The 21,012-nt window shown below is 57.7% G+C and carries 13 protein-coding genes and 1 rRNA gene; 10 read left to right on the top strand and 4 right to left on the bottom strand.

Annotated features, from left to right (window positions below; genetic code table 11):
• The 4 genes from rrf to uvrB form a co-directional block, all read left to right on the top strand.
• Positions 1-79 (top strand): 5S ribosomal RNA (gene rrf, locus ACTM82_RS06330); the annotation flags it as partial.
• 192 nt (positions 80-271) lie between these two features.
• A complete protein-coding gene (gene coaE / locus ACTM82_RS06335; protein WP_154517538.1) occupies positions 272-913 on the top strand; it encodes a dephospho-CoA kinase in 642 nt (213 codons plus the stop codon).
• Positions 906-1,487, top strand: coding sequence for a lytic transglycosylase domain-containing protein (locus ACTM82_RS06340; protein WP_154517536.1), 582 nt, complete (start codon positions 906-908; stop codon positions 1,485-1,487). The genes coaE and ACTM82_RS06340 overlap by 8 nt, the downstream gene beginning before the upstream one ends.
• A 51-nt stretch (positions 1,488-1,538) precedes the next feature.
• Positions 1,539-3,779, top strand: a complete 2,241-nt coding sequence (gene uvrB / locus ACTM82_RS06345) for an excinuclease ABC subunit UvrB (protein ID WP_441055302.1) — start codon at positions 1,539-1,541, stop codon at positions 3,777-3,779.
• A 65-nt stretch (positions 3,780-3,844) separates the two neighbouring features.
• On the opposite strand, the gene ACTM82_RS06350 is transcribed toward uvrB, so the two are convergent.
• The 4 genes from ACTM82_RS06350 to ACTM82_RS06365 all read right to left on the bottom strand — a co-directional run bounded on the left by ACTM82_RS06350 (position 3,845) and on the right by ACTM82_RS06365 (position 9,967).
• On the bottom strand, positions 3,845-5,485 hold the full coding sequence (locus ACTM82_RS06350) for an NAD(P)/FAD-dependent oxidoreductase (RefSeq protein ID WP_441055300.1): 1,641 nt from the start codon (positions 5,483-5,485) through the stop codon (positions 3,845-3,847).
• An 80-nt stretch (positions 5,486-5,565) separates the two neighbouring features.
• Complete coding sequence (locus tag ACTM82_RS06355; RefSeq protein WP_441055298.1) at positions 5,566-6,837, bottom strand: NAD(P)/FAD-dependent oxidoreductase; 1,272 nt, start codon at positions 6,835-6,837, stop codon at positions 5,566-5,568.
• Positions 6,838-7,668, bottom strand: a complete 831-nt coding sequence (locus ACTM82_RS06360) for an Mrp/NBP35 family ATP-binding protein (protein ID WP_441055296.1) — start codon at positions 7,666-7,668, stop codon at positions 6,838-6,840.
• 145 nt (positions 7,669-7,813) lie between these two features.
• On the bottom strand, positions 7,814-9,967 hold the full coding sequence (locus ACTM82_RS06365) for an LTA synthase family protein (RefSeq protein WP_441055294.1): 2,154 nt from the start codon (positions 9,965-9,967) through the stop codon (positions 7,814-7,816).
• A gap of 193 nt (positions 9,968-10,160) precedes the next feature.
• Here ACTM82_RS06365 and uvrA point away from each other — a divergent pair, with 193 nt between their 5' ends.
• The 6 genes from uvrA to ACTM82_RS06395 all read left to right on the top strand — a co-directional run bounded on the left by uvrA (position 10,161) and on the right by ACTM82_RS06395 (position 21,009).
• Entirely contained in the window at positions 10,161-13,040 is a 2,880-nt protein-coding gene (gene uvrA, locus ACTM82_RS06370) for an excinuclease ABC subunit UvrA (protein WP_427728763.1), read from the top strand.
• Positions 13,041-13,174: 134 nt separating this feature from the next.
• Positions 13,175-13,675, top strand: a complete 501-nt coding sequence (ybaK, locus tag ACTM82_RS06375; protein ID WP_427718664.1) for a Cys-tRNA(Pro) deacylase — start codon at positions 13,175-13,177, stop codon at positions 13,673-13,675.
• A 3-nt stretch (positions 13,676-13,678) separates the two neighbouring features.
• Positions 13,679-15,976, top strand: coding sequence for a murein biosynthesis integral membrane protein MurJ (gene murJ / locus ACTM82_RS06380; protein ID WP_441055292.1), 2,298 nt, complete (start codon positions 13,679-13,681; stop codon positions 15,974-15,976).
• A gap of 60 nt (positions 15,977-16,036) precedes the next feature.
• Positions 16,037-17,923, top strand: a complete 1,887-nt coding sequence (uvrC, locus tag ACTM82_RS06385) for an excinuclease ABC subunit UvrC (protein ID WP_154517564.1) — start codon at positions 16,037-16,039, stop codon at positions 17,921-17,923.
• A gap of 364 nt (positions 17,924-18,287) precedes the next feature.
• Positions 18,288-19,895 (top strand): ABC transporter substrate-binding protein, encoded by a 1,608-nt coding sequence (locus tag ACTM82_RS06390; protein ID WP_441015871.1) that lies wholly within the window; start codon positions 18,288-18,290, stop codon positions 19,893-19,895.
• 157 nt (positions 19,896-20,052) lie between these two features.
• Positions 20,053-21,009, top strand: a complete 957-nt coding sequence (locus ACTM82_RS06395; RefSeq protein WP_370450641.1) for an ABC transporter permease — start codon at positions 20,053-20,055, stop codon at positions 21,007-21,009.
• Positions 21,010-21,012: the final 3 nt, after the last annotated feature.

Raw genomic sequence — 21,012 nt, forward strand, 5'->3', positions numbered from 1 at the left:
TTCCGAACCCGGAAGCTAAGCCCCATCGCGCCGAGAGTACTGCGGGGCCAGCCCGTGGGAGGCCAGGGCGCCGCTGACCGGTGGACGGCACCGAGCCGTGCGCTTGGACTGGGAAGGGGGAGGCCTCGCGGCCTCCCCCTTTTTCGTGTTTGTATCGAGCTGTGTCGAGTGAACGGACTCTTCCTTTGACTCTCTTACTGTTTGGCTGTATTTTGAACCGTCGCTTTGTATTTGCGCGATAATTACTCGCATTGACGTTAGGGAGGGCTTGATGTTTACCGTTTTCGTTTTGGGCAATATTGCTTCGGGTAAATCGACTGCCTGCCGCTTTCTGGAATCTCGCGGAGCCCTGCTTATCGATTTAGACGTTCTTGCCAAATCGCTGTACGTGCCGGGGTCGGATATCGTCAATGCTCTTGCTGAAGAGTTTGGCTGGGATATTTTGGACGAGGATGGCGGTGTTCGACGTAACGTTCTCGCTTCTCGAGCTTTTGTTTCTCCCGATACGGTTGCAAGGCTCAATAGTATTGTGCACCCCGCTCTCATTGAGCAGCTTTCGCTTAGGATTCTCGATCCTGCTTGCTGTACGGTTTCGTCCCCCCGCTATCCCTTTGCGGCGGTCGAAGTATCTGCTCCGACTGGCTTTGAGGACGCCTTTGGCCTTGCGGATGAAATTATGGTTGTTAGCGCTCCTTTGGCGGTCCGTCGCGAACGCGCTATTCACCGTGGTATGGAGCCATCCGATTTTGATGCTCGCTGTGCTTGCCAACCCGATGAGTCTTCGCTTTGCAGTCTCGCCACGACCGTGATTGATAACGCAGCGGGCGACAGCTCGCTCTTTGAACAACTGGACGCGTGGCTTGCTCGCCATGGCCTTATGGATGCTATGGATAAGGAGACGACAGATGCCTAAGACGCGTTTCTTTACGTGGTATCGCCTTGTGCCGCTGGTTGTCGTTTTCGTCTTTGGCCTTATCTCGCTCGTTTACTCGTGTGCTCCCGCCGCTTTCTTTAAACCGTTCTATCCGATTGACTATGAGGCGTATGTAAAGCAGTCCAGTATTTCGCATAATCTCGATCCGTATCTGGTGTGTGCCGTCATCAAGTCGGAATCAAACTGGGATCCCGAGGCGGAATCAAATCAGGGCGCCCAAGGTCTCATGCAACTTATGCCCGAAACCGCTCAGGATATGATCGCTAAGGGCCTTGTCGACGGGGACGAGTATTCAGCCGATGACCTGAATGACCCCGCTTCGAATATCGAATTTGGGTGCGCGTACCTCTCATACCTGTTGACGTATTTCAATGGGTCGACGGATAGCGCTATTGCTGCTTACAATGCCGGAATGGGCAATGTCGATGGGTGGGCGCAGCAAAACACATCGCTCCATAACGCGATTGCCTTTCCCGAGACGCAAGCCTATTTGATTCGTGTCAATAATGCCTGGGTTCGCTATAAGACCCTCTATCCCGACCGGTTCGTATAGGACTATGCCTGCCGCCTGCGTATACTGCAGATGTATGAGTTAGGAGTATCCATGGCGGATTTTGAAGTTGAGCGTGTTGGCGGAGAGCTCAAACGTTTTGGCGTTGAGGGCTCTGAGGTACCGTTTGAGGTCGTGTCTCCCTATGAGCCTGCAGGTTCACAGCCTAAGGCCATTGAGTCGCTTGTGCAGGGTGTGAGGGACGGAGACCGGTATCAGGTTTTGCTTGGCGTGACCGGCTCGGGCAAGACCTTTACCATGGCCAAGACCATCGAAGCTCTCGGTAAGCCAACGCTGGTCATGGCCCCCAACAAAACCCTCGCCGCCCAGCTTGCGAGCGAGCTCAAAGAATTCTTTCCCAACAACGCCGTGGTCTACTTTGTCTCGTACTACGACTACTATCAGCCCGAGGCATATGTGCCGCAAAGCGATACGTATATCGAGAAGGATGCTTCGATTAACGAAGAAGTCGAGATGCTTCGACATCAGGCGACCGCCTCGTTGCTTTCTCGACGCGATGTGATTGTCGTTGCTTCGGTGTCCTGCATCTATGGCATCGGCTCTCCTGAGGACTATGCGGGGCTGGCGCCGAATGTCTACAAGAAAGTACCGCTCGAGCGCGATGACTTTATCCATGCGCTCATCGACATTCAGTACGACCGGAACGACTATGACTTGGCGCGTGGCACCTTCCGCGTGCGCGGTGATGTTGTCGATGTGTATCCGCCCTATGCCGAGCATCCGTTGCGATTTGAGTTCTTTGGCGATGAGGTCGAGCTTATCGCCGAAATCGATGAGGTTACCGGTGAGATGCTTCGTGAGTATGAGGCTATTCCCGTGTGGCCGGCATCGCACTATGTTACCGAGAAACCCAAGGTCAAGGCGGCCTTGAAGTCAATCAGTGAAGAGTGCGAGAAGCGCGTGGCGGAGCTCAAGGCGACCGATAAGTTGCTCGAGGCGCAACGTCTACAGCAACGGACCGATTATGACCTCGAGATGCTCGAGACCATGGGTTTTTGCAACGGTATCGAGAACTACTCTCGCCATTTAGACGGGCGTAAGCCGGGTGAACCGCCGTTTACCTTGATTGACTACTTCCCCAAGGACATGCTCTGCATCATAGACGAGAGCCACGTGACGGTGCCACAGATTCGCGGCATGCACGAAGGCGACCGTTCGCGTAAAGTGACCCTGGTGGAGCACGGCTTTCGCCTGCCCTCGGCGCTCGACAATCGCCCGCTTCGTTTCGATGAGTTTGAGGCGAGAATCCCCCAGTTCATCTATGTTTCGGCAACTCCGGGCGACTACGAGCTGCGGGTGAGCCAAAACGACGTGGAGCAGATTATTCGTCCGACCGGCCTGCTCGACCCCAAGATCGACGTGCGTCCCGTTCGCGGTCAGATTGACGATCTTGAGGATGAGATTCGCGAGCGTGTTGCCCGCAAGGAGCGCGTGCTGGTGACCACGTTGACCAAGCGCATGGCCGAGGACCTGACCGACCATCTACTTGATGCGGGCATTAAGGTCAATTACATGCACTCTGATACGGCGACAATGGACCGTGTCGAGATCCTGCGAACGCTGCGCGAGGGCAAGATCGATGTTCTCGTTGGCATCAACCTGCTTCGCGAGGGCTTGGATCTTCCCGAGGTCTCACTGGTGGCAATTCTCGATGCCGATAAGGAAGGCTTCTTGCGCAACCGTCGTTCGCTGATTCAGACGATTGGCCGTGCGGCCCGTAACGCCGATGGCGAAGTCATCATGTATGCAGACGTTGTGACCGATTCGATGAAAGCGGCCATCGAGGAGACGCAGCGTCGTCGCGAGATTCAGATGGCATATAACGAAGAACATGGCATTGTGCCCAAGACAGTGCGCAAGGCCATCAACGACATCTCAAGTTTTATTGCCGAGGCCGAAAAAACTGTGGGCTCCAAGGGACGCTCGAAGGGCGACTCTCTTGGCCATGGCGCATTCTATACGCCCGATGAGTCGGGCGAGGGCGGTGTGCCGGAAACAGTGGCGCCCGAGCAGACACTTGCGGAACAGTTGGAAGAACTACCGCATGACGAGCTTGTGCGGATCGTCGAAACCATGGAAGAGGATATGCGTAACGCTTCTGCCGCTATGGACTTTGAGGAGGCGGCGCGCCTGCGTGATGCTGTCGTTCAGATTCGGGCGATGCTCGAGGGTGCGTCTGAGGACGAGACGATCGAGCGCTTGCGTTCGCAGGCCCGCAAGGGTTCCACGTTCGCATCGGGTAGAAAACGCCAGGGTGCACGGTTTAAGAAATAGCGAACAGGCCCCGAGTTCCCTGTGGAGCTCGGGGCCTGTGTCTTTTGCGCGCTGGAATTCGTTCGCTAGAGGTCTGCGATCAGGGCTTCGGCACAACGGATACCGTCGGTGGCCGCGCTCATGATGCCTCCGGCATATCCAGCTCCCTCACCACAAGGGTAGAGGCCCGGGGTCGATACGGCATGGCACGTTCGGTCTCGGGTGACAGTGACCGGTGAGCTCGAACGAGTCTCCACGCCGGTAAGAACGGCATCGGGGCGGTCGTAGCCCCGTAGCTTTTTTCCGAGTAGGGGAAGTCCCAGGCGGAGCGACTCGACGATATGCTGCGGCAGGGCTTCGTCAATTGCCGTCCAAGTCACACCGAGCGGATAGGTGGGCTTTACCTTTCCGGGCGCCTTGCTGGCGCGTCCTGCGAGGAAATCTCCGACGAGTTGTGCCGGTGCGTTCCAGTTGGAACCGCCCAGGCGATAGGCGGCCGCCTCGCAGGCGCGCTGGAGCTCGATGCCGGCGAGCGGGTCATCGTCGGGAAGGTCCTCAGGCGTGACGTTAACGAGCAGGGCGGCATTTGCGTTACGGCCGTCGCGGGCATTGAGGCTGGCGCCGTTGACGCACAGGTGGCCCTGCTCGGAAGAGGCGGCGACAACCTGCCCGCCGGGGCACATGCAAAACGAGAACACGCTGCGGCCGTTGGGAAGATGGGCGACGAGTTTGTAGGGGGCTGCTCCGAGGGCAGGATGTCCCGCCGAGGCTCCATATTGGGCTCGGTCGATGTCGCGCTGCGGATGCTCGATGCGAACGCCCATGGCAAAGGTCTTTTGTGCGAGGGCCACGTCGTGGTCCTTAAGGAGTTCAAAAATATCTCGAGCAGAATGCCCGCAGGCGAGGATGAGGTGCTTTGTCTCAATTGGCTCGTAAGCGGCGTCTTGGGACGATTGGACATCAATACCGGTGATGGCGCCAGACGCGTCGATGCGAATGTCGACGAGTTTTGTTCGATAACGGACGACACCTCCGAGCTGCTCGATGCGCTGGGATATAGCGGTAACAACCGTGGGAAGGATGTCGGAGCCAATGTGCGGCTTGGCATCCCACAGAATATCGCGGGGCGCACCCGCATCGACGAAGGTTTCGAGGATGAGGCGATGGGCGGGATTTTTTGTTCCCGTATTGAGCTTGCCGTCCGAGAAGGTCCCCGCGCCGCCCAGACCAAACTGAATATTGCTCTCGGGGTCGAGGATGCGCTCCTTTAGAAAGAGGTCGATCGCCTGCGAGCGGCGAAATGCCGGGTCGCCGCGTTCGATGAGCAAGGGCTTCAGACCTGCTTCGGCAAGGGTAAGTGCGGCGAAAAGGCCGGCGCATCCGGCACCGACGACGACGGGGCGCTCTTTGGGTGCGCCGGAAACGGGGGAGGGGAATGAAGGCTCATCGTCTTCTATCGCGCGTACGCGCGAGCGGTCACGCTCGGCAACGCTGTCGACCGCTTCTCGCTCGAGGTGGGGACTAGTCAGCTCAACACGAAAGCTCAGGATAAAATGGACGTCTCGTTTTTTGCGAGCGTCGATTGACTTGCGGTGGAGCTCGATGGACTTGATCTCGGAGTCCTTGCAACGTAGGACGCGCTTGGCGAATCGCTTGCCAACAATGAGGCAGGCATTTTCATCGCCGGCTTCATCGAGTGACGCGTTGACTTGGGTGATTTCGATCATCGAGGTCTCCTTAGAGGCAAGAAAGAGGCCGTCCGGTATCCCAGACGGCCCGAATGCGTTTTTGATTATAGACTGTGCGGCTACAGGCTGCTTGCAGCGCGAATGCCCGAGATCCAGGCCCACGCAAGGTTAAAGCCTCCGCAATCGGCGTCGATATCGAGCGCTTCGCCGCAGACGTAAAGCGGGGCGTCGACAACGCTGCGCGCACGTAGACTGGGTGTTGAGATGCTCTCGACAGATACGCCACCACGCGTGACCTGCGCCGAGCGCTCCTCGGCTGTTCCCTCGACGAGCAACTTAAAGTGCTTGAGGATCGAGACCAGGTGGACGACATCGTTGGAGCCTGGATGGCACTGCTCGAACGCTGTGCAGACGACGCGGGAGAGTTGCGGGGCGAGCATGCCGTCGAGCCAACGGGGATCGCGGGGCGAAAAGCCGCCGAGCAGCTTAAGGCGCCTGTTAAGCATATCGAGCAACTCGTCTTTAGAGAGGTCGGGGAAAACGTCGAGCAGGATCGTATCGCCGCGCTGGATACGACGGGAGAGGTTGAAGACAGCGACGCCCGAGATACCGAAGGTTCGAAACAGTACTTCACCGTCTTCGTGCCAGAGCTCACTATGGTTACGGGTGAGCGTCAAGCGGGCGCGGACGCGCAGACCATCCAACGTCTTGAGTGCCGCCCGATCGCCGACGACCGTTGCCGATACGGGGCAGAGGATGGGGCGCAGCGAAGTGAGGGGGAGGCTAAACGTATCGGCGATACCGGTGGGGTTGCCACCCGTGGCGATAATTACGGCATGTGCCTGCAGGGCCTCGTTCTTGCGAGGGATATCGGCGAGTGCCTTCCGAAGCGAGCGGAGCTCCGATTTTCGGTCGTCGTGCTTTTTTGCCTTGAGTGCCCGCGCTGGACGGTTTATTTGGAGTGCCCAGCCTTCGGAAGCTTTGTGCGCCGAGGCAACGTTGGCTCCGCAGATTAAGGTGATACCCAGGCGGTCGCAGACGTTGAGAAGCGCGTCGCGTACCGATTCGGCGCGAAGGGAGCGCGGGTACAGCCGGCCTTCCTCGGAGGTTGTCATGATGCCCAGCGAGGAGAAGAAACCCATAAGCTCTTGTTCGGGCTGGGGGCCCATGACGGATTCGACGAATGCGGGGTGGTTATACCGCTGAGGATCAATCGATTCGTTGGAGAGGTTGCAGCGACCGTTTCCGGTCGCAAGCAGCTTAAGGCCGCAGGCGACATCGCGCTCAACGATGCAGACGCTTTTACCCGCGCGTGCGGCCGTAATGGCGGCGGCGAGGCCTGAAGCCCCGCCGCCGATTACCAGGACGTCATAGAAGGCGCTCGTGTTCACTTAGGCCTCGTCGGTCTCGTGCGGGGTAATGGCCTCGACGGCAGAGACTGCCTGGGGCAACATGCCATCGGGCAGTGCGGTCTCAACCTCGCCCTTATCGCAGGCCTCGGCGAGTGCCGGATTAATGGGAATCGTGCCCAAGATGTCGAGGTTATAGCGCTCTGCGACCTCGGGGAGCTTGCTCTTGCCAAAGACCTCGATCTTCTTGCCGCAGTCGGGGCACTCAATATAGCTCATGTTCTCGACAATGCCCAGAATGGGGACGTTCATCTTCTCGGCCATGTTGACCGCCTTGGCGACGATCATCGAGACCAGATCCTGCGGGCTCGTGACGATGACGATGCCGTCGACGGGCAGCGACTGGAAGACGGTGAGCGCGACGTCGCCTGTTCCCGGAGGCATGTCGACCAGCAGGTAGTCGATGGGGCCCCACGAGGTCTCGCTCCAGAACTGCCTAATGGCGCCTGCGATGACCGGACCGCGCCAAAGGACGGGGTCGGTCTCGTTTTGGAGCAGCAGGTTGGAGCTCATGACCTTGACGCCGTGCTCGGAGATTTCGGGCAGCATAAGGTTGCCAAGGGCATGGACGTGGCGTCCGCTCATACCGAACATCTTGGGGATAGAGGGACCGGTGATGTCGGCATCGAGGACGCCGACCTTGTGGCCGTGACGGGCAAGCTCGGTGGCGATGGCACCGGTGACAAACGACTTGCCGACACCGCCCTTGCCGGAAAGCACGGCGATGACACGTTTGACCTCGGACAGCGTGTTCTCCTCAAATTGCGACGGCGACGTTTGTCCGCCGGCGGCCTGTGCGTGCTCGCAACCCATGTATGACTCCTTTGTATATGTTGGGGCCGGGGCCCCGTGATGTGACACGAGCGTCATTGTACCCTCGTTTGCGAGCGGGAGTCATTTGTGATGCATTTGGGCCGAGCGTGCTTGCAATACGATGGGCCCAAGCGAATGAGCGGGCTTACTGAACTTTGCTGGCGAACTCGAGGTATTGCATGCGCTGCAGCTTGTCGATCGTCGAGGCGTATGGGCTGTCTTCAGATTCCAAATCGTAGCGCAGCCCGTCGGCACCAAGATAGCCGGCGACATTGATGGTGGGCACATCTGACCTTGTTGCAAGCAGAGCCTTTTGATAGTCGGTGAGCGGGGCGCCGATCTTATTAAGGGTAATGGCTGCAATCTCGTTTGCCCCGACGGTGTCGTAGACGTTGAGCTCGGTATTGCCGGCGATTTCATAGTTAGCCCAGACGAAATAGGTCGACTGATAGATACGGTAAGCGTGGCTTGCCGTATCTTCCTGAGGGTACAGCTCGTCGTTGAGAGTCGTTGCGGCGCTCGGCTGATGGTCGCCAAAAAAGACAAGAACAACCGGTCTGCCGATATTGCGGAGCTCGTTGATAAAGTACTCGAGGTCCCGGTCGGATGCGTTGATGCAGGTAAGATAGGTATTGAGCGCGCTATTGGCGCCCTCGCTGGCTCCCTCGACCCAATAGTTTGTCAGCTCCTCGGCGGGAACGGTGCCATAGTCGTAGCCGCCGTGATTTTGCATCGTGACGTCAAAGATGAACTGCGGGGCTTCGTCGGTTCTAAGCAGGTCGAGTATCTTGTCGTAGGTGGCGTAGTCGCATACGCCGGCATGGTAACAGGGCGCACCTTCGAAATCGCCGATTGAAAGAAAGTCTCCAAAGCCCAGCTGCTGATAGATTTTATCTCGATGGTAGTTGACGGGGTTTTGCGGGTGCATAGCGGTAGCGGTATACCCAAGCTCTTTAAGGTCCTTTGCCAGGCTGTTGACGCCATTCATCTGATACAGCTGATAGGGGATTTTGCCTAATCCGACAAAGGCCGTTGTCGCTCCGGTCAAAAATTCGAATTCGGAGTTCGCCGTTCCGCCACCGGCGACCGAAGCGAGCATGGTGCCGCGAACAAGTGTGTCGGGAAGCGAGTTGTAGAATGCGGGGCCGGTGTACCCGGCCGCCTGGAGCTGCTCAAAGCACGAAAGGTCGCTAAAACTCTCGTTCATGACGGCAACAATCGTCGGCTTGATTTCATTGAACTGGGCAACGGCCGCCGCGCGCTGCTCGCTCGAGCCATACGTGCTGTCGTAGGTGGCGGCGAGCTCCTGCTCGATGCTCTGCGCCTCATCGGGCGTATAGTCTTCGGGCTTCTCAATGGGCAACTCGTTGACCATTTCGGTGAACGAAGTGATAAAACCCTGAGACGCATACGTGGTGATGGGCTGCCAACGGTCAAATCCAAAATTCAGTGCCTGCTCCAAGTCGATGCTGGAAAAGCCCGAGAGCCCCACAACGGTCACTAGCAGAAAAGCGCAGAGGTTGGCGGCGATTGCGGGGAAGACATGGGTGGGCGTACGGACCTTTCGCGGTCGGATAAGCGAAAGAAGCCCCAGGGAAATCTCTAGCAGGGCTAGAGAGGTTACGATTCCGGCGGTAAAGGTAAACTCGTATCCCTCGCTCACTTCCATTGCGGTGCCAAGGGCCAAGATATCGCTTGGCAGGATGGCCTCGCCTTTAAACGTTATGACGAAGTGCTCGGCAATGCCAAGGATGCAACAGACGACGGGCACGAGGACCATGACGCCTCCATGACGCTGTCCCAGCAAATAAAGGGAGAGCAGAACCGTCGCGAGCAGCCCGACGGAAAACCCGAATGAGTTGGCGGGAATGCGATAGAACGTTTCGTTGCAGGCAATTTCGAGTGAAACGAACGAGAGCGCTGAAACAGCGGCGATGACAAGGATGTCACGGCAAATACAGGCAACCGTTCCCGTTGCAAGATCGGTTTGGTCGATAAGTCCCGAAACCAAGGGCTCGACAAGAAGTATGACGGCGGCAGCACCGAGCGCCGAATAAGAAAGGACCCATAGGGAACTGCCCTCATTTACGAGCAATTGATTCGTAATCCATGCAGCTACCATGCCGAGCGGGATGAGGAGCGTCGCGCACCAAAAGACGCGGGCAATGGGCGGCTTTTCATTGTGTTTGATTGAAAAATACACGCGCACGACGACGGTGGCCACGATAAGGACGGCGATGAATATGGGCAGATTGGCCATGTCGCTCGAAGTGATTTCAAGGGGGATATCTTCGGTCATGGACGTTCCTCTGTTACAGCAAATTAAGCTCAGTATTAGATTACTGTAACCTTTCCACGGCATTTCGAGAAACAAAGCGCCCGATACGCAAAACTAAAGGTCTGCGAATCTTGTATTACGAACATCTGTGCGCGTCGAGTGCGCTAAACTCATCGGCAGTATGATTCGATGCAATAGGAGGCAAGGAGCTTCCATGTCTGATTCTTCTATCGTTATTCGCGGCGCTCGTGAGCACAACCTCCGTGATATCGATGTTTCCATTCCGCGTGACCAACTCGTGGTCATTACCGGTCTTTCTGGCTCGGGCAAGAGCTCGCTGGCATTTGACACTATCTATGCCGAGGGCCAGCGTCGATACGTCGAGAGCCTTTCGAGCTATGCGCGCCAGTTCTTGGGCCAGATGGACAAACCCGACTTGGATTCAATCGACGGCCTTTCGCCGGCGGTGTCGATCGACCAAAAGACGACGTCTAAAAACCCTCGCTCGACGGTTGGCACCGTAACCGAGATTTATGACTATCTGCGCCTGCTGTTCGCCCGTGTGGGCACCCCGCACTGTCCCGAATGCGGCCGCGTCATTGAGCGCCAGACGACCGACCAGGTTGCCGACAAGGTCTTGGCGGCGGGGGAGGGTCGCCGCGCGTTTGTGCTGGCACCGGTGGTGCGCGGGCGAAAAGGCGAGTACACCAAACTGTTTGAGGACCTTCGCGCCGAGGGCTTTAGCCGCGTGCGTGTTGACGGTGAAGTGCGCTCGCTCGACGATCCAATCGATCTGGACAAGAAGTTCAAGCACGATATCGAGGTCGTGGTCGATCGCATCGTGATCCGTGAGAACTCTCTGGGCCGTATCGCCGAGTCTGTTGAGCAGGCGACCGCGCTGGCTCACGGCAATGTAAATGTGTACATGCTGCCCGATCGTGATGCTCCCGAGGGGACCGAGGGCGAGCTGCTGGAGTATTCGTTGGCCTTGGCGTGCCCGGAGCATGGACACTCCATCGACGATCTTCAGCCGCGTGATTTTTCGTTTAACGCTCCCTATGGCGCATGTCCTGAGTGCGACGGCCTGGGCTTTAAGAAAACCGTTGATGCCGAGGCGCTGATCGAGGACCCCTCGAAGTCCATTGCCGACGGAGTCTTTGGTAGCCTGTTTGGCAATTCGAACTACTACCCGCAGATTTTTGCTGCGGTCTGTAAACACTTTAAGGTAAGCGCTGATACGCCGTGGGAGGACTTGCCCCCTCGCGTGCGTCGTGCATTCTTGGATGGCCTGGGCGATACGAAGATCTCGGTTGACTACCAAAAGCTCGACGGACGTCGTAGCCAGTGGGATACCAAGTTTTCGGGCGTTCGCAACATCCTGTACGAACGCTATACCGAGACGACGAACGAGAACACCAAGGCGCGCTTGGAGAAGTACATTCGCGAGGAACCGTGCTCGAGCTGCCACGGCGCTCGTTTGCGCCCTGAGATGCTCGCCGTCACCGTGGGCGGCAAGTCCATTTACGAGGTTTGTTGCCTGTCGTGCCGTGAGTCGCTCGAGTTTTTTGAGGGCCTGGAGCTCACCGAGCGCCAACAGTTTATCGGCGGGCGCATCGTCAAGGAAATCCTGGAGCGCTTGCGTTTTCTGGTCGATGTTGGACTCGACTATCTGACGCTCGATCGTGCCTCGGCGACGCTTTCTGGTGGCGAGGCGCAGCGTATTCGCCTGGCAACGCAGATCGGCGCGGGTCTCATGGGCGTGCTCTATATTCTAGACGAGCCATCGATCGGCCTTCATCAGCGCGATAACGAGCGCCTGATCAAGACCCTTGAGCGTCTGCGCGATATCGGCAATACCGTCATCGTCGTCGAACACGACGAGGACACGATCCGTGCCGCCGACTACGTGATCGACATGGGGCCCGGCGCCGGCGTCAACGGCGGACACGTAGTCGCGGCGGGAACGCCTGCCGATATCATGGCGTGTCCTGAGTCGATGACGGGCGCTTATCTGACCGGCAAACGAATGATCCGGGTGCCTGATGAACGGCGCAAGCCCGGTCGCGGCTGCCTTAAAATTACGGGCGCTCGAGCTAACAACCTCAAAAACGTTACTGCCAAGATCGAGTTTGGTACGCTTACGGTTGTTACCGGCGTGTCGGGATCGGGCAAGAGCTCCCTGGTTACCGACACCATTGCGCCTGCCCTTACGAATGCTATTCACCGTTCGACGCGCCCTGTGGGTCCGTATAAGAAAATCGAGGGCATCGAGTGTATCGATAAGGTTATCGATATCGACCAGTCGCCGATTGGCCGCACACCGCGTTCCAACCCTGCTACCTATATTGGCCTGTGGGATGATCTTCGCGCGCTGTTTGCGAGTACGCCGGAGTCGAAGGCGCGCGGCTACTCGCCGGGTCGTTTCTCCTTTAATGTGAGTGGCGGGCGCTGTGAGGCGTGCAAGGGCGACGGACAGATCAAGATCGAGATGCACTTCCTTCCCGATATCTACGTTCCCTGCGAAGTTTGCGGCGGTAAACGCTACAACCGCGAGACACTCGAGGTCACCTACCGTGGCAAGACCATCTCGGACGTGCTCGACATGAGCGTCACCGAGGCGCTGGCCTTCTTTGGGAATATCCCGCAGATTAAGCGCAAGCTTCAGACTTTGTATGACGTTGGCTTGGGCTATGTGAGTTTGGGGCAGCCTGCCACGACGCTTTCGGGCGGCGAGGCGCAGCGTGTGAAACTCGCCAAGGAGCTTCATCGACGCCAGACGGGCAAGACGTTCTATATTTTGGACGAGCCGACGACCGGCCTTCATTTTGAGGACGTCCGCCAGCTGCTCGATGTGCTGCAGCGCTTGGTCGATGCGGGCAACACGGTGCTGGTGATTGAACACAACCTTGATGTCATCAAGGTTGCCGACCGCCTGATCGATATGGGTCCCGAGGGCGGCAATGGCGGCGGAACCGTCGTGGTCTCGGGTACGCCGGAGCAGGTCGCGGCATGTTCGCAGAGTTACACGGGCAAGTTCTTGGCACCGCTGCTCAAGCGCGACCGCGAGCGTCAGGCACAACTCGACGCCCAGTAAAGAGACGCCGTCGTACGAGAAGCGCCACCGATTCCTTTCGATTCGGTGGCGCTTCTGTGTGTCGAGATGACGTATGCGGCTAAATTGGACATATACTTAGGCGTTACGTTCGAATGCGAGGGAAGGGACATGCCATGGCAAAGGCTGCAAAGACGCCGAAAACCAATGCGATGCGCGAGCTGGAAAACGCCGGCATCTCCTATATTCTCCATACGTATGAAGACGATGGCGATGAGTCGGTGGGTTTAGGCGTTGCAATTTTGGAACAACTTGGCGAGGAACCTGGCCAGGGGTTTAAGACCTTGGTTTGCGTGACGCCGTCCAACGAACACGTTGTGTGCTGTATTCCCGTTGCCGACGAGCTTGACCTAAAGGCCGCAGCGCGCGCCGCTGGTGAAAAGTCGCTGACCATGATGCATGTCAAGGACTTGCTTGCCGCGACGGGGTATGTCCGGGGCGGCTGCAGTCCAGTCGGCATGAAAAAACGCTTTCGGACGCTGATCGATGAGACATGCGTCCTTTGGGATACCATTTTTATCTCAGGCGGTAAGCGTGGCTATCAACTTGAGCTTGCCCCCGACGACTTAGTTGCATTTTGCGGGGCGACGGTTGCCCCGATCACGAGAGAGGACTGAGCGATGCCGCAGGAAGAATCGAAGCGCGGAGCTCACTTTGCAAAGGGTTCGGCTTCTCAGACGCCCGCGCCTGAGGCTTCTTCGGTCGATGACCAGATTCGAAACGCTTGGTCCGTTGCTGCAGATCCAGGGGAGACGGCTGTGTATTTGCGTGCCGCCGGTGCCGGTACGGTGCCTCCCCGTACAATTCTCTCTTCGGCTCGTCCCGATGAGACGGCGGTGTTTTTGGCCGCGGCTCAATCCCGTGCCGGACGGATGCCTGACGCCGGGGCGTCTCGTGCGCCGCGTCCCGATGAGACGGCGGTGTTTTTGATGGCGGCTCAGGGAAAGGGCGCACTGCAGGGTGTCCCAGCCGATCGTCCCGCGAGGCCTGCAACCGACGGTGATGGCGAGCGGTTGCTTTTGGATGACGAGTGGTCACCGCTCGGCTCGACCGATCCGGTCGAGGGCGTTGCTGTTGAGGACGATGATTGGGATCTATTGTCGTTTTCTGGTCGAACCGCTGCCGCCAGGGAAGTTGACACGGTGTTTGGTAATAATGCCGTAGCTAACGATGACGCTTCGTTTGACAACGATGTCACGCCTGTTGACGGAGCTTTTTCTGCCGATGATGCCGTTTTGGTCGACGACCCCTTCGCGATAATCGATGAGCCTGATATCGAGGTTGATTCTCGACAACACACTGAAGTCAGCCCCCAATCACAGGACGACGTAGATGATATGGGCTCGTCGGACTACTCTACGGTTGGCCGTTCTGCCGGCCTCATGACTGCACTGACCATCGTGTCGCGCGTCACCGGGTTTATCCGTACTTGGGCTATGGCTGCCGCCATCGGCATGTCGCTGCTCTCGTCTTCCTATCAGGTCGCCAACAACCTGCCCAATATGCTCTATGAGCTCGTGATGGGCGGTATGTTGGTTACCGCCTTTTTGCCGGTGTACATGGGCGTGCGTCGTGAGCAGGGTCGCGACGCCTCAAACGAATACGTAGGTAATCTGCTCGGCATCCTGCTTTTGCTGCTGGGCGGCATTTCGGTGTTGGGCACCGTGTTTGCTCCGGGCTTTATCTGGACGCAGTCGTTCCTTTCGGGCGATGGCGGAAGCATGGATACCGCTGCATTCATGTTCCGTTTCTTTGCCATTCAGATTTTGTTCTACGGCTTGGGCTCGGTGTTCTCGGGCGTTCTTAACGCGCATCGTGACTACTTTTGGTCGACGTTCGCCCCGGTACTCAACAATGTGATTGTCATTGCGAGTTTTATGGGCTTCGCTCCCGTATCTGCCTGCTTTGGTGAGCAGGCGGGCGTCGTTTTGATTTCGCTCGGCACGACGCTTGGCGTTTTTGTCCAGATGGCGTGCCAGATTCCCGCACTCGGTAAGCATGGTGTCCGGCCTCATATTCATATCGACTTTAAGGATCCTGCACTGCGACAGACGCTCGCGCTCGGCGTCCCGACGTTGCTCGCTACGGTATGCATGTTCGTGTCGACTTCCATTACCAACGCAGCCGCGCTGGTGGTGCAGCCCGAGACCGGTCCTTCTGTAATTGCCTATGCGCGCCTTTGGTACACACTGCCTTATGCCTTGATAGCCGCCTCGCTCTCGACGGCGCTTTATACCGAGCTTTCGCACGATGCCCAGGAAAAGGATTATGACAGCGTGCGCGTTGGTATCTCGCGCGGCGTGGCCCAGATGCTCTTCTTCCTGATTCCTTTCGCGCTATATCTCATTGTGTTTGCCCGTCCGCTCAACATGATTTATTGCGCCGGCAAGTTCGACGAGTCGGGTGTGGCGCTTGTGTCCGAGTTTCTGGTTTATCTGGCGCTCTCCCTGCCACTCTACGGCGTGGTCGTGTTGATGCAGAAGAGCTTCTCGGCGTTGCTCGACATGAAGCCCTATAGTCGCTATTGCCTATACTCTGCCATCGGTCAGGCTGGTTCGGTTCTGCTGTTTGGTGTGGTGCTGGGCTATGGCATGCCTGCGATTGCGATGTCGTATGTTGTCGACTATGTGATTCTGGTCGGCTGTTCGCTGTGGTGGCTGCGTCGTCGTCTGCAGGGTCTTCAGGTTAAATCTATTCTGCACGGCTGCTTCTATGGCCTTTTGCTCGGCGGCCTGGGTGCCGCAGCGGGTGCCGGCGTTTTGTGGGCGCTCGAGAGTTTTGTCGGAGCGCTTGGCGGATCGATTCTTATTACCTTGGGCTATGTTTGCATCGCGGGCATGGTTTCACTTGCCGTGACTTTTGGCCTTGCCGTCCTTCTAAAGATGCCTGAGGTCTCCGCGCTTCTTCGCCGCAGGTAGGCAGTCGTGGCAGGTCATGACAACATTCCAACGCTTGCCGAACAGGTTTCGCGTGTGCCCATGCAGCCTGGCTGCTACCTTTGGAAAGATGCCAAGGGCGATGTCATTTACGTTGGCAAGGCTAAAAATCTGCGCTCGCGCATGCGTCAATATGTGACGTTGCAGGACGAGCGCCAAAAGATTCCACTGATGATGCAGCTGGTTGCGAGCTTTGACTATATCGTTGTCGAGAACGAGCACGAGGCGCTGGTGCTCGAGCGCAACCTGATCGGTCAATACCATCCGTACTTTAATGTCGACCTTAAGGACGATAAGAGCTATCCCTTTATCGCTATCACCAAGAGCGATCTGTTCCCAGCTATTAAATATACTCGTGAGCGTCATAAGCCGGGAACGCGTTATTTTGGTCCCTACACCGACAGCCGCGCGGCGCGCGAGACCATTGATACGCTGCGCAAGGTAATCCCGATCTGCTCGGCTTCTTGTGCGGAATGGCGTCGATGCCGCCGTATCGTCGAGTCCCACAAGGGCGAAGAAGATATCGTCAATATGATTTGCGCTCAAAACGGGCGTCCCTGCTTTGACTTCCATGTTGGCCGCGGCCCGGGGGCATGCGTCGGTGCTATCTCTCCAGCCGACTATGCTAAAAACGTTAAACGCGTCGAGCGATTTTTGTCGGGCCATCGTAAAGATGTCGTTGATGAGCTTACATCCGAGATGACGGACGCCGCCGAAGCGCTCGATTTTGAGCGGGCGGCGCGCGTCAAGCGTCGCTTGGAAGTTATTAGGGGCCTGGACGACCGACAGCAGGTCGTTTTTCCGTCGAGTGTCGATCTCGATGTGATTGGTTTCTATCGAGAAGAGACCATTTCGGCCGCCTGCGTGTTTGTTGTGCGCGAGGGGCGAACGGTTCGAACCTGTGAGTTCATTCTCGATAAGGGCCTGGATGTCGATGAAGAGGAGCTTCAGTCGGGTTTTCTCAAGCGCTATTACGACGAGACGGCTGATATTCCAGCCGAGGTGAACCTTTCCGTCGAGCTTGAGGATGCGGAGGCGCTAGGGGAGTGGCTTTCGGACAAGCGCGAGCGTTCCTGTCATCTCCATAGGCCTCAGCGCGGCGAAAAACACCGGTTGCTCGATATGGCATCTAAAAATGCGCGTCATGCCCTCATGCGTTATATGATGCGCACGGGATACGCCGACGATCGCACCAATCGAGCGCTCCTGGAGCTTGAGAGCGCCTTGGCGCTACCTGCGCCGCCAATGCGAATCGAGTGCTTCGATATCTCTACGCTTCATGGCACCTTTACGGTCGCCTCGATGGTGGTGTTTACCAACGGCCACGCCGACAAGAGCCAGTACCGCCGCTTTAAAATCCAGGCCGAATTGGACGAGGCGAACGACTTCGTTTCGATGTCCGAGGTTTTGGGGCGTCGCTATGCTCCCGAGCGGATGACCGACGAACGTTTTGGCTCGCGCCCCGATTTGCTCGTTGTCGACGGCGGCAAGCCGCAATTGACGGCTGCAATTAAGCAACTTGAGGCCCTTGGACTCGATATACCAGTTTGTGGTTTGGCAAAGGCCGATGAGGAGGTTTTCGTGCCTTGGGACGAGACTCCTGTCGTACTTCCGACCGGGTCTGCGTCGCTCTATCTCATCAAGCAGGTGCGCGACGAATCGCACCGTTTTGCCATCACGTTCCATCGCGAATTGCGCGATAAAGCCATGACGGTTTCGGTACTCGATGACGTTCCAGGCGTGGGACCCACTAGAAAACGTGCAATTATGCGCCATTTTGGCTCGATGAAGCGGTTGCGCGCGGCGAGTGAGCAAGAGATCGCGGAAGTTCGCGGCATACCTGCCGATGTTGCCAAGGCGGTCCACGAGGCGCTCGTTGCATGGAATGCCGAGCGCGCCGAGGCCGCGGCTGGCCATTCCGATAGCTAAACACGAGCATAAACAACTGATATACATGATTGCGCGATTTTCAACCATTTATTTCGCCATGATTGCCTGCTGGTTTCGGGTTTTATTAACGCTAAAACGTTTGACTAACCCAAGCGAAAACCCTGCTATCCTGCGGGTTGACGAAGACTGATATCTCACCTCGCCGATACATACTGTCTGCTGTATCGTTTGTCAACGAATTCGGTGAACGGTAGTAAATACCGTTCAAGCGTATGTATGTATCGGTCGCCGAGCGCGGCACCTCAGTTGGGTTTGTCGGTAGGTAAGGTATATATCGTCCGCAAGTTGCGGGGGGGCAAGTTTAGGTGCTCCCGGGTAAGATTCTCTATTGATAGGAGAAGACATGGCCATCATCAATAAGGGTATGTCCAGGCGTTCGTTCCTCGGCCTCACCGGCAGCGTCGCTGCTGTCGCCGGCCTTGGTCTCACTGGCTGCGGTGGCAGCTCTAGCGACGAGGGTTCCGCTCCCGCCGATTCCGCCAACCGTGGCGGCGGCGTGATCACTGCCGGTTCCGCTTACGCTCCGTCCAGCTTCGACCCCGCCAGCACTGGCTCCGCCGTGGGCCTGGGCGCTAACTGGCACGTCGTCGAGGGCCTCTACGGCATCGATTACCACGACTACAGCACTTTCAACGAGCTCGCCACCGATGATCCCAAGTCCGTGGACGACACCACCTTCGAGGTCACCATCCGCAAGGGCGCCAAATTCTCCGATGGCACCGAGGTTACCGCTGACGACGTCGTCGCCTCCTACACCGCTTGCGCCGCTTCTGCCACCTACGCTCCGTTCTTCCAGCCTTTCGAGTCCATCGAGGCCAAGGATGCCAGCACCGTGACGGTCAAGACCAAGGTCCCCAACTTCTCCCTGCTCAAGGATCGTCTGGCCATTATTCGCGTTACTCCTGCCGCCCAGAGCGAGGAGGATCGCGCCAAGCAGCCGATCGGCTCCGGCCCCTGGATGTACGATTCTATCTCCGATACCGAGATCACCCTGGTTCCCAACCCCGAGTACAACGGTGAGTATGCTGCCGAGGATAAGAAGATCCAGTACAGCATCCTGACCGACCCCACCGCTCGCGTCACCGCTCAGCAGGAAGGCTCCACGCTCGTCATGGAGCTCGTTACCGCTGACGCCGTCGACCAGCTCGAGGGCGCTGGCTGCAAGATCGACAACGTCCAGGGCTTCGGCACCCGCTTCATCATGTTCAACGTCGCCAAGGAGCCTTGGAACGACGTCAAGGTCCGTCAGGCTGTCATGTATGCGCTCGACACCGAGAAGATGATCAGCAACACCTTCGCCGGCCTTGCTACCGCTGCCAGCTGCTACCTGCCCAAGAGCTTCACCAACTATCATGAGGCCTCCACGGTGTACAAGACCGACGCCAAGAAGGCCAAGAAGCTTATCGAGGAGTCCGGTATCACCCCGGGCGCCATTACCCTGCGCACCACCGATAACGAGCAGATCAAGGGTATGGCTGCCCAGGTCAAGAACGACCTCGACGCTCTCGGCTTCGATGTGACCATCCAGACCGATACTTCGCCGGCCACCTATGCTGCCATCGACGGCGGCGAGGCCTACGATATCCTCCTTGCCCCTGGCGATCCTTCCTGCTTCGGCGCAGACCCCGACCTGCTGCTCAACTGGTGGTACGGCGACAACGTCTGGATGCAGACCCGTTGCCCGTGGAAGGAGTCCGCTGAGTGGCAGAAGCTCCACGGCCTTATGGACGAGGCTCTTGCCGCCGAGGGCGACGAGCAGCAGAAGAAGTGGAACGAGTGCTTCGACATCATCGCCGACAACGCCGTTCTGTACCCCGTTGTCCACGTTAAGACCGTCTCCGCTTCCTGGAACGATCCGTCCACTGCGCCCAACGGCGAGGCCCTCGATGGCTTCAAGGGCATCGGCACGACGAGCATGTCCTTTAAGGGTGTCGCGACCGTCAAGGCGTAAGACTCGCTTGAGTCTATATGCAGGATGTCGGCCGTTGGGACCGTATCCTCATAGTTGAAACAAAGACCCGGGCGGCAACGATGTCGCTCGGGTCTTGTAATGAGTGTCCGTACTCATATACCAGTTGGTCCTACCGACAAAAGAAAGGGGAGAGAACGTGAACAACTTTCTACGTTTGATTGGAAGGCGTCTCGTGGCGCTGCCGATCATGGCATTGGGCGTCACCGTCCTGGTGTTCTTCCTTATGTCGTTCTCCAAGACCGACCCCGCCTACACGGCGTTGGGTGACGGTGCCTCGCCCGAGGCGGTTGCCGAGTACCATGAGAAGTATGGTCTGGACGACCCCTGGCCCGTGCGCTACGTGCGCTATATGGGCAATTTGATCCATGGCGACATGGGCACCTATGGTGCTGCTCGCAACTCCGTTGCCAAGCGCATCTCCACGGCCCTACCCGTCACGATGCAGCTGACCTTCATCGGTCTTGCCATCGGTGCGGTCGTATCGTTTTTGCTCGGCGTCATCGCGGCACTGTATCGCGATAAATGGCCGGACCAAGTGATCCGCGTCTTTTCCATCGCCGGCTTGGCAACCCCGTCGTTCTGGCTTGCCGTTCTGTTGATCCTGCTGTTCTCTTCCTACCTTAAGGTACTCCCGGCATCGGGTGCCCTGCCGCACTTCACCACGAATCCGGCTGGCTATCTGGGACGCATGATCATGCCCGCCATCGCCTTGGCATTTCCGCTGACGGGTCAGATGACTCGTATCGTGCGTACCGCCATGGTCGAGGAGCTCGACAAGGACTATGTCCGTATGGCTCGCGGCGCCGGCGTTCCCGAGAAGGTCGTCGTCGGCATCAACGTTCTCCGCAACGCGCTGATCACCCCGGTCACCACCCTCGGTCTTAAGATTGGCTATCTCATGGGCGGCGCCGTCGTCATCGAGGTCATCTTCAACCTCCCCGGCATGGGTACTGCGATCCTGCAGGGCGTTCAGGGCAACGAGGCGAACCTGGTTCAGGGCGTCGTCATCGTCGTTGCTCTTGCCTTCATCATCATCAACATCGTGGTTGACATGCTCTACCTGCTCATCAACCCGCGCATCAGGACGGTGTAGATT

The organism is Collinsella sp. HCP3S3_E5, assembly GCF_052067635.1.
In the GTDB taxonomy this organism is placed as follows: Bacteria; Actinomycetota; Coriobacteriia; order Coriobacteriales; family Coriobacteriaceae; genus Collinsella.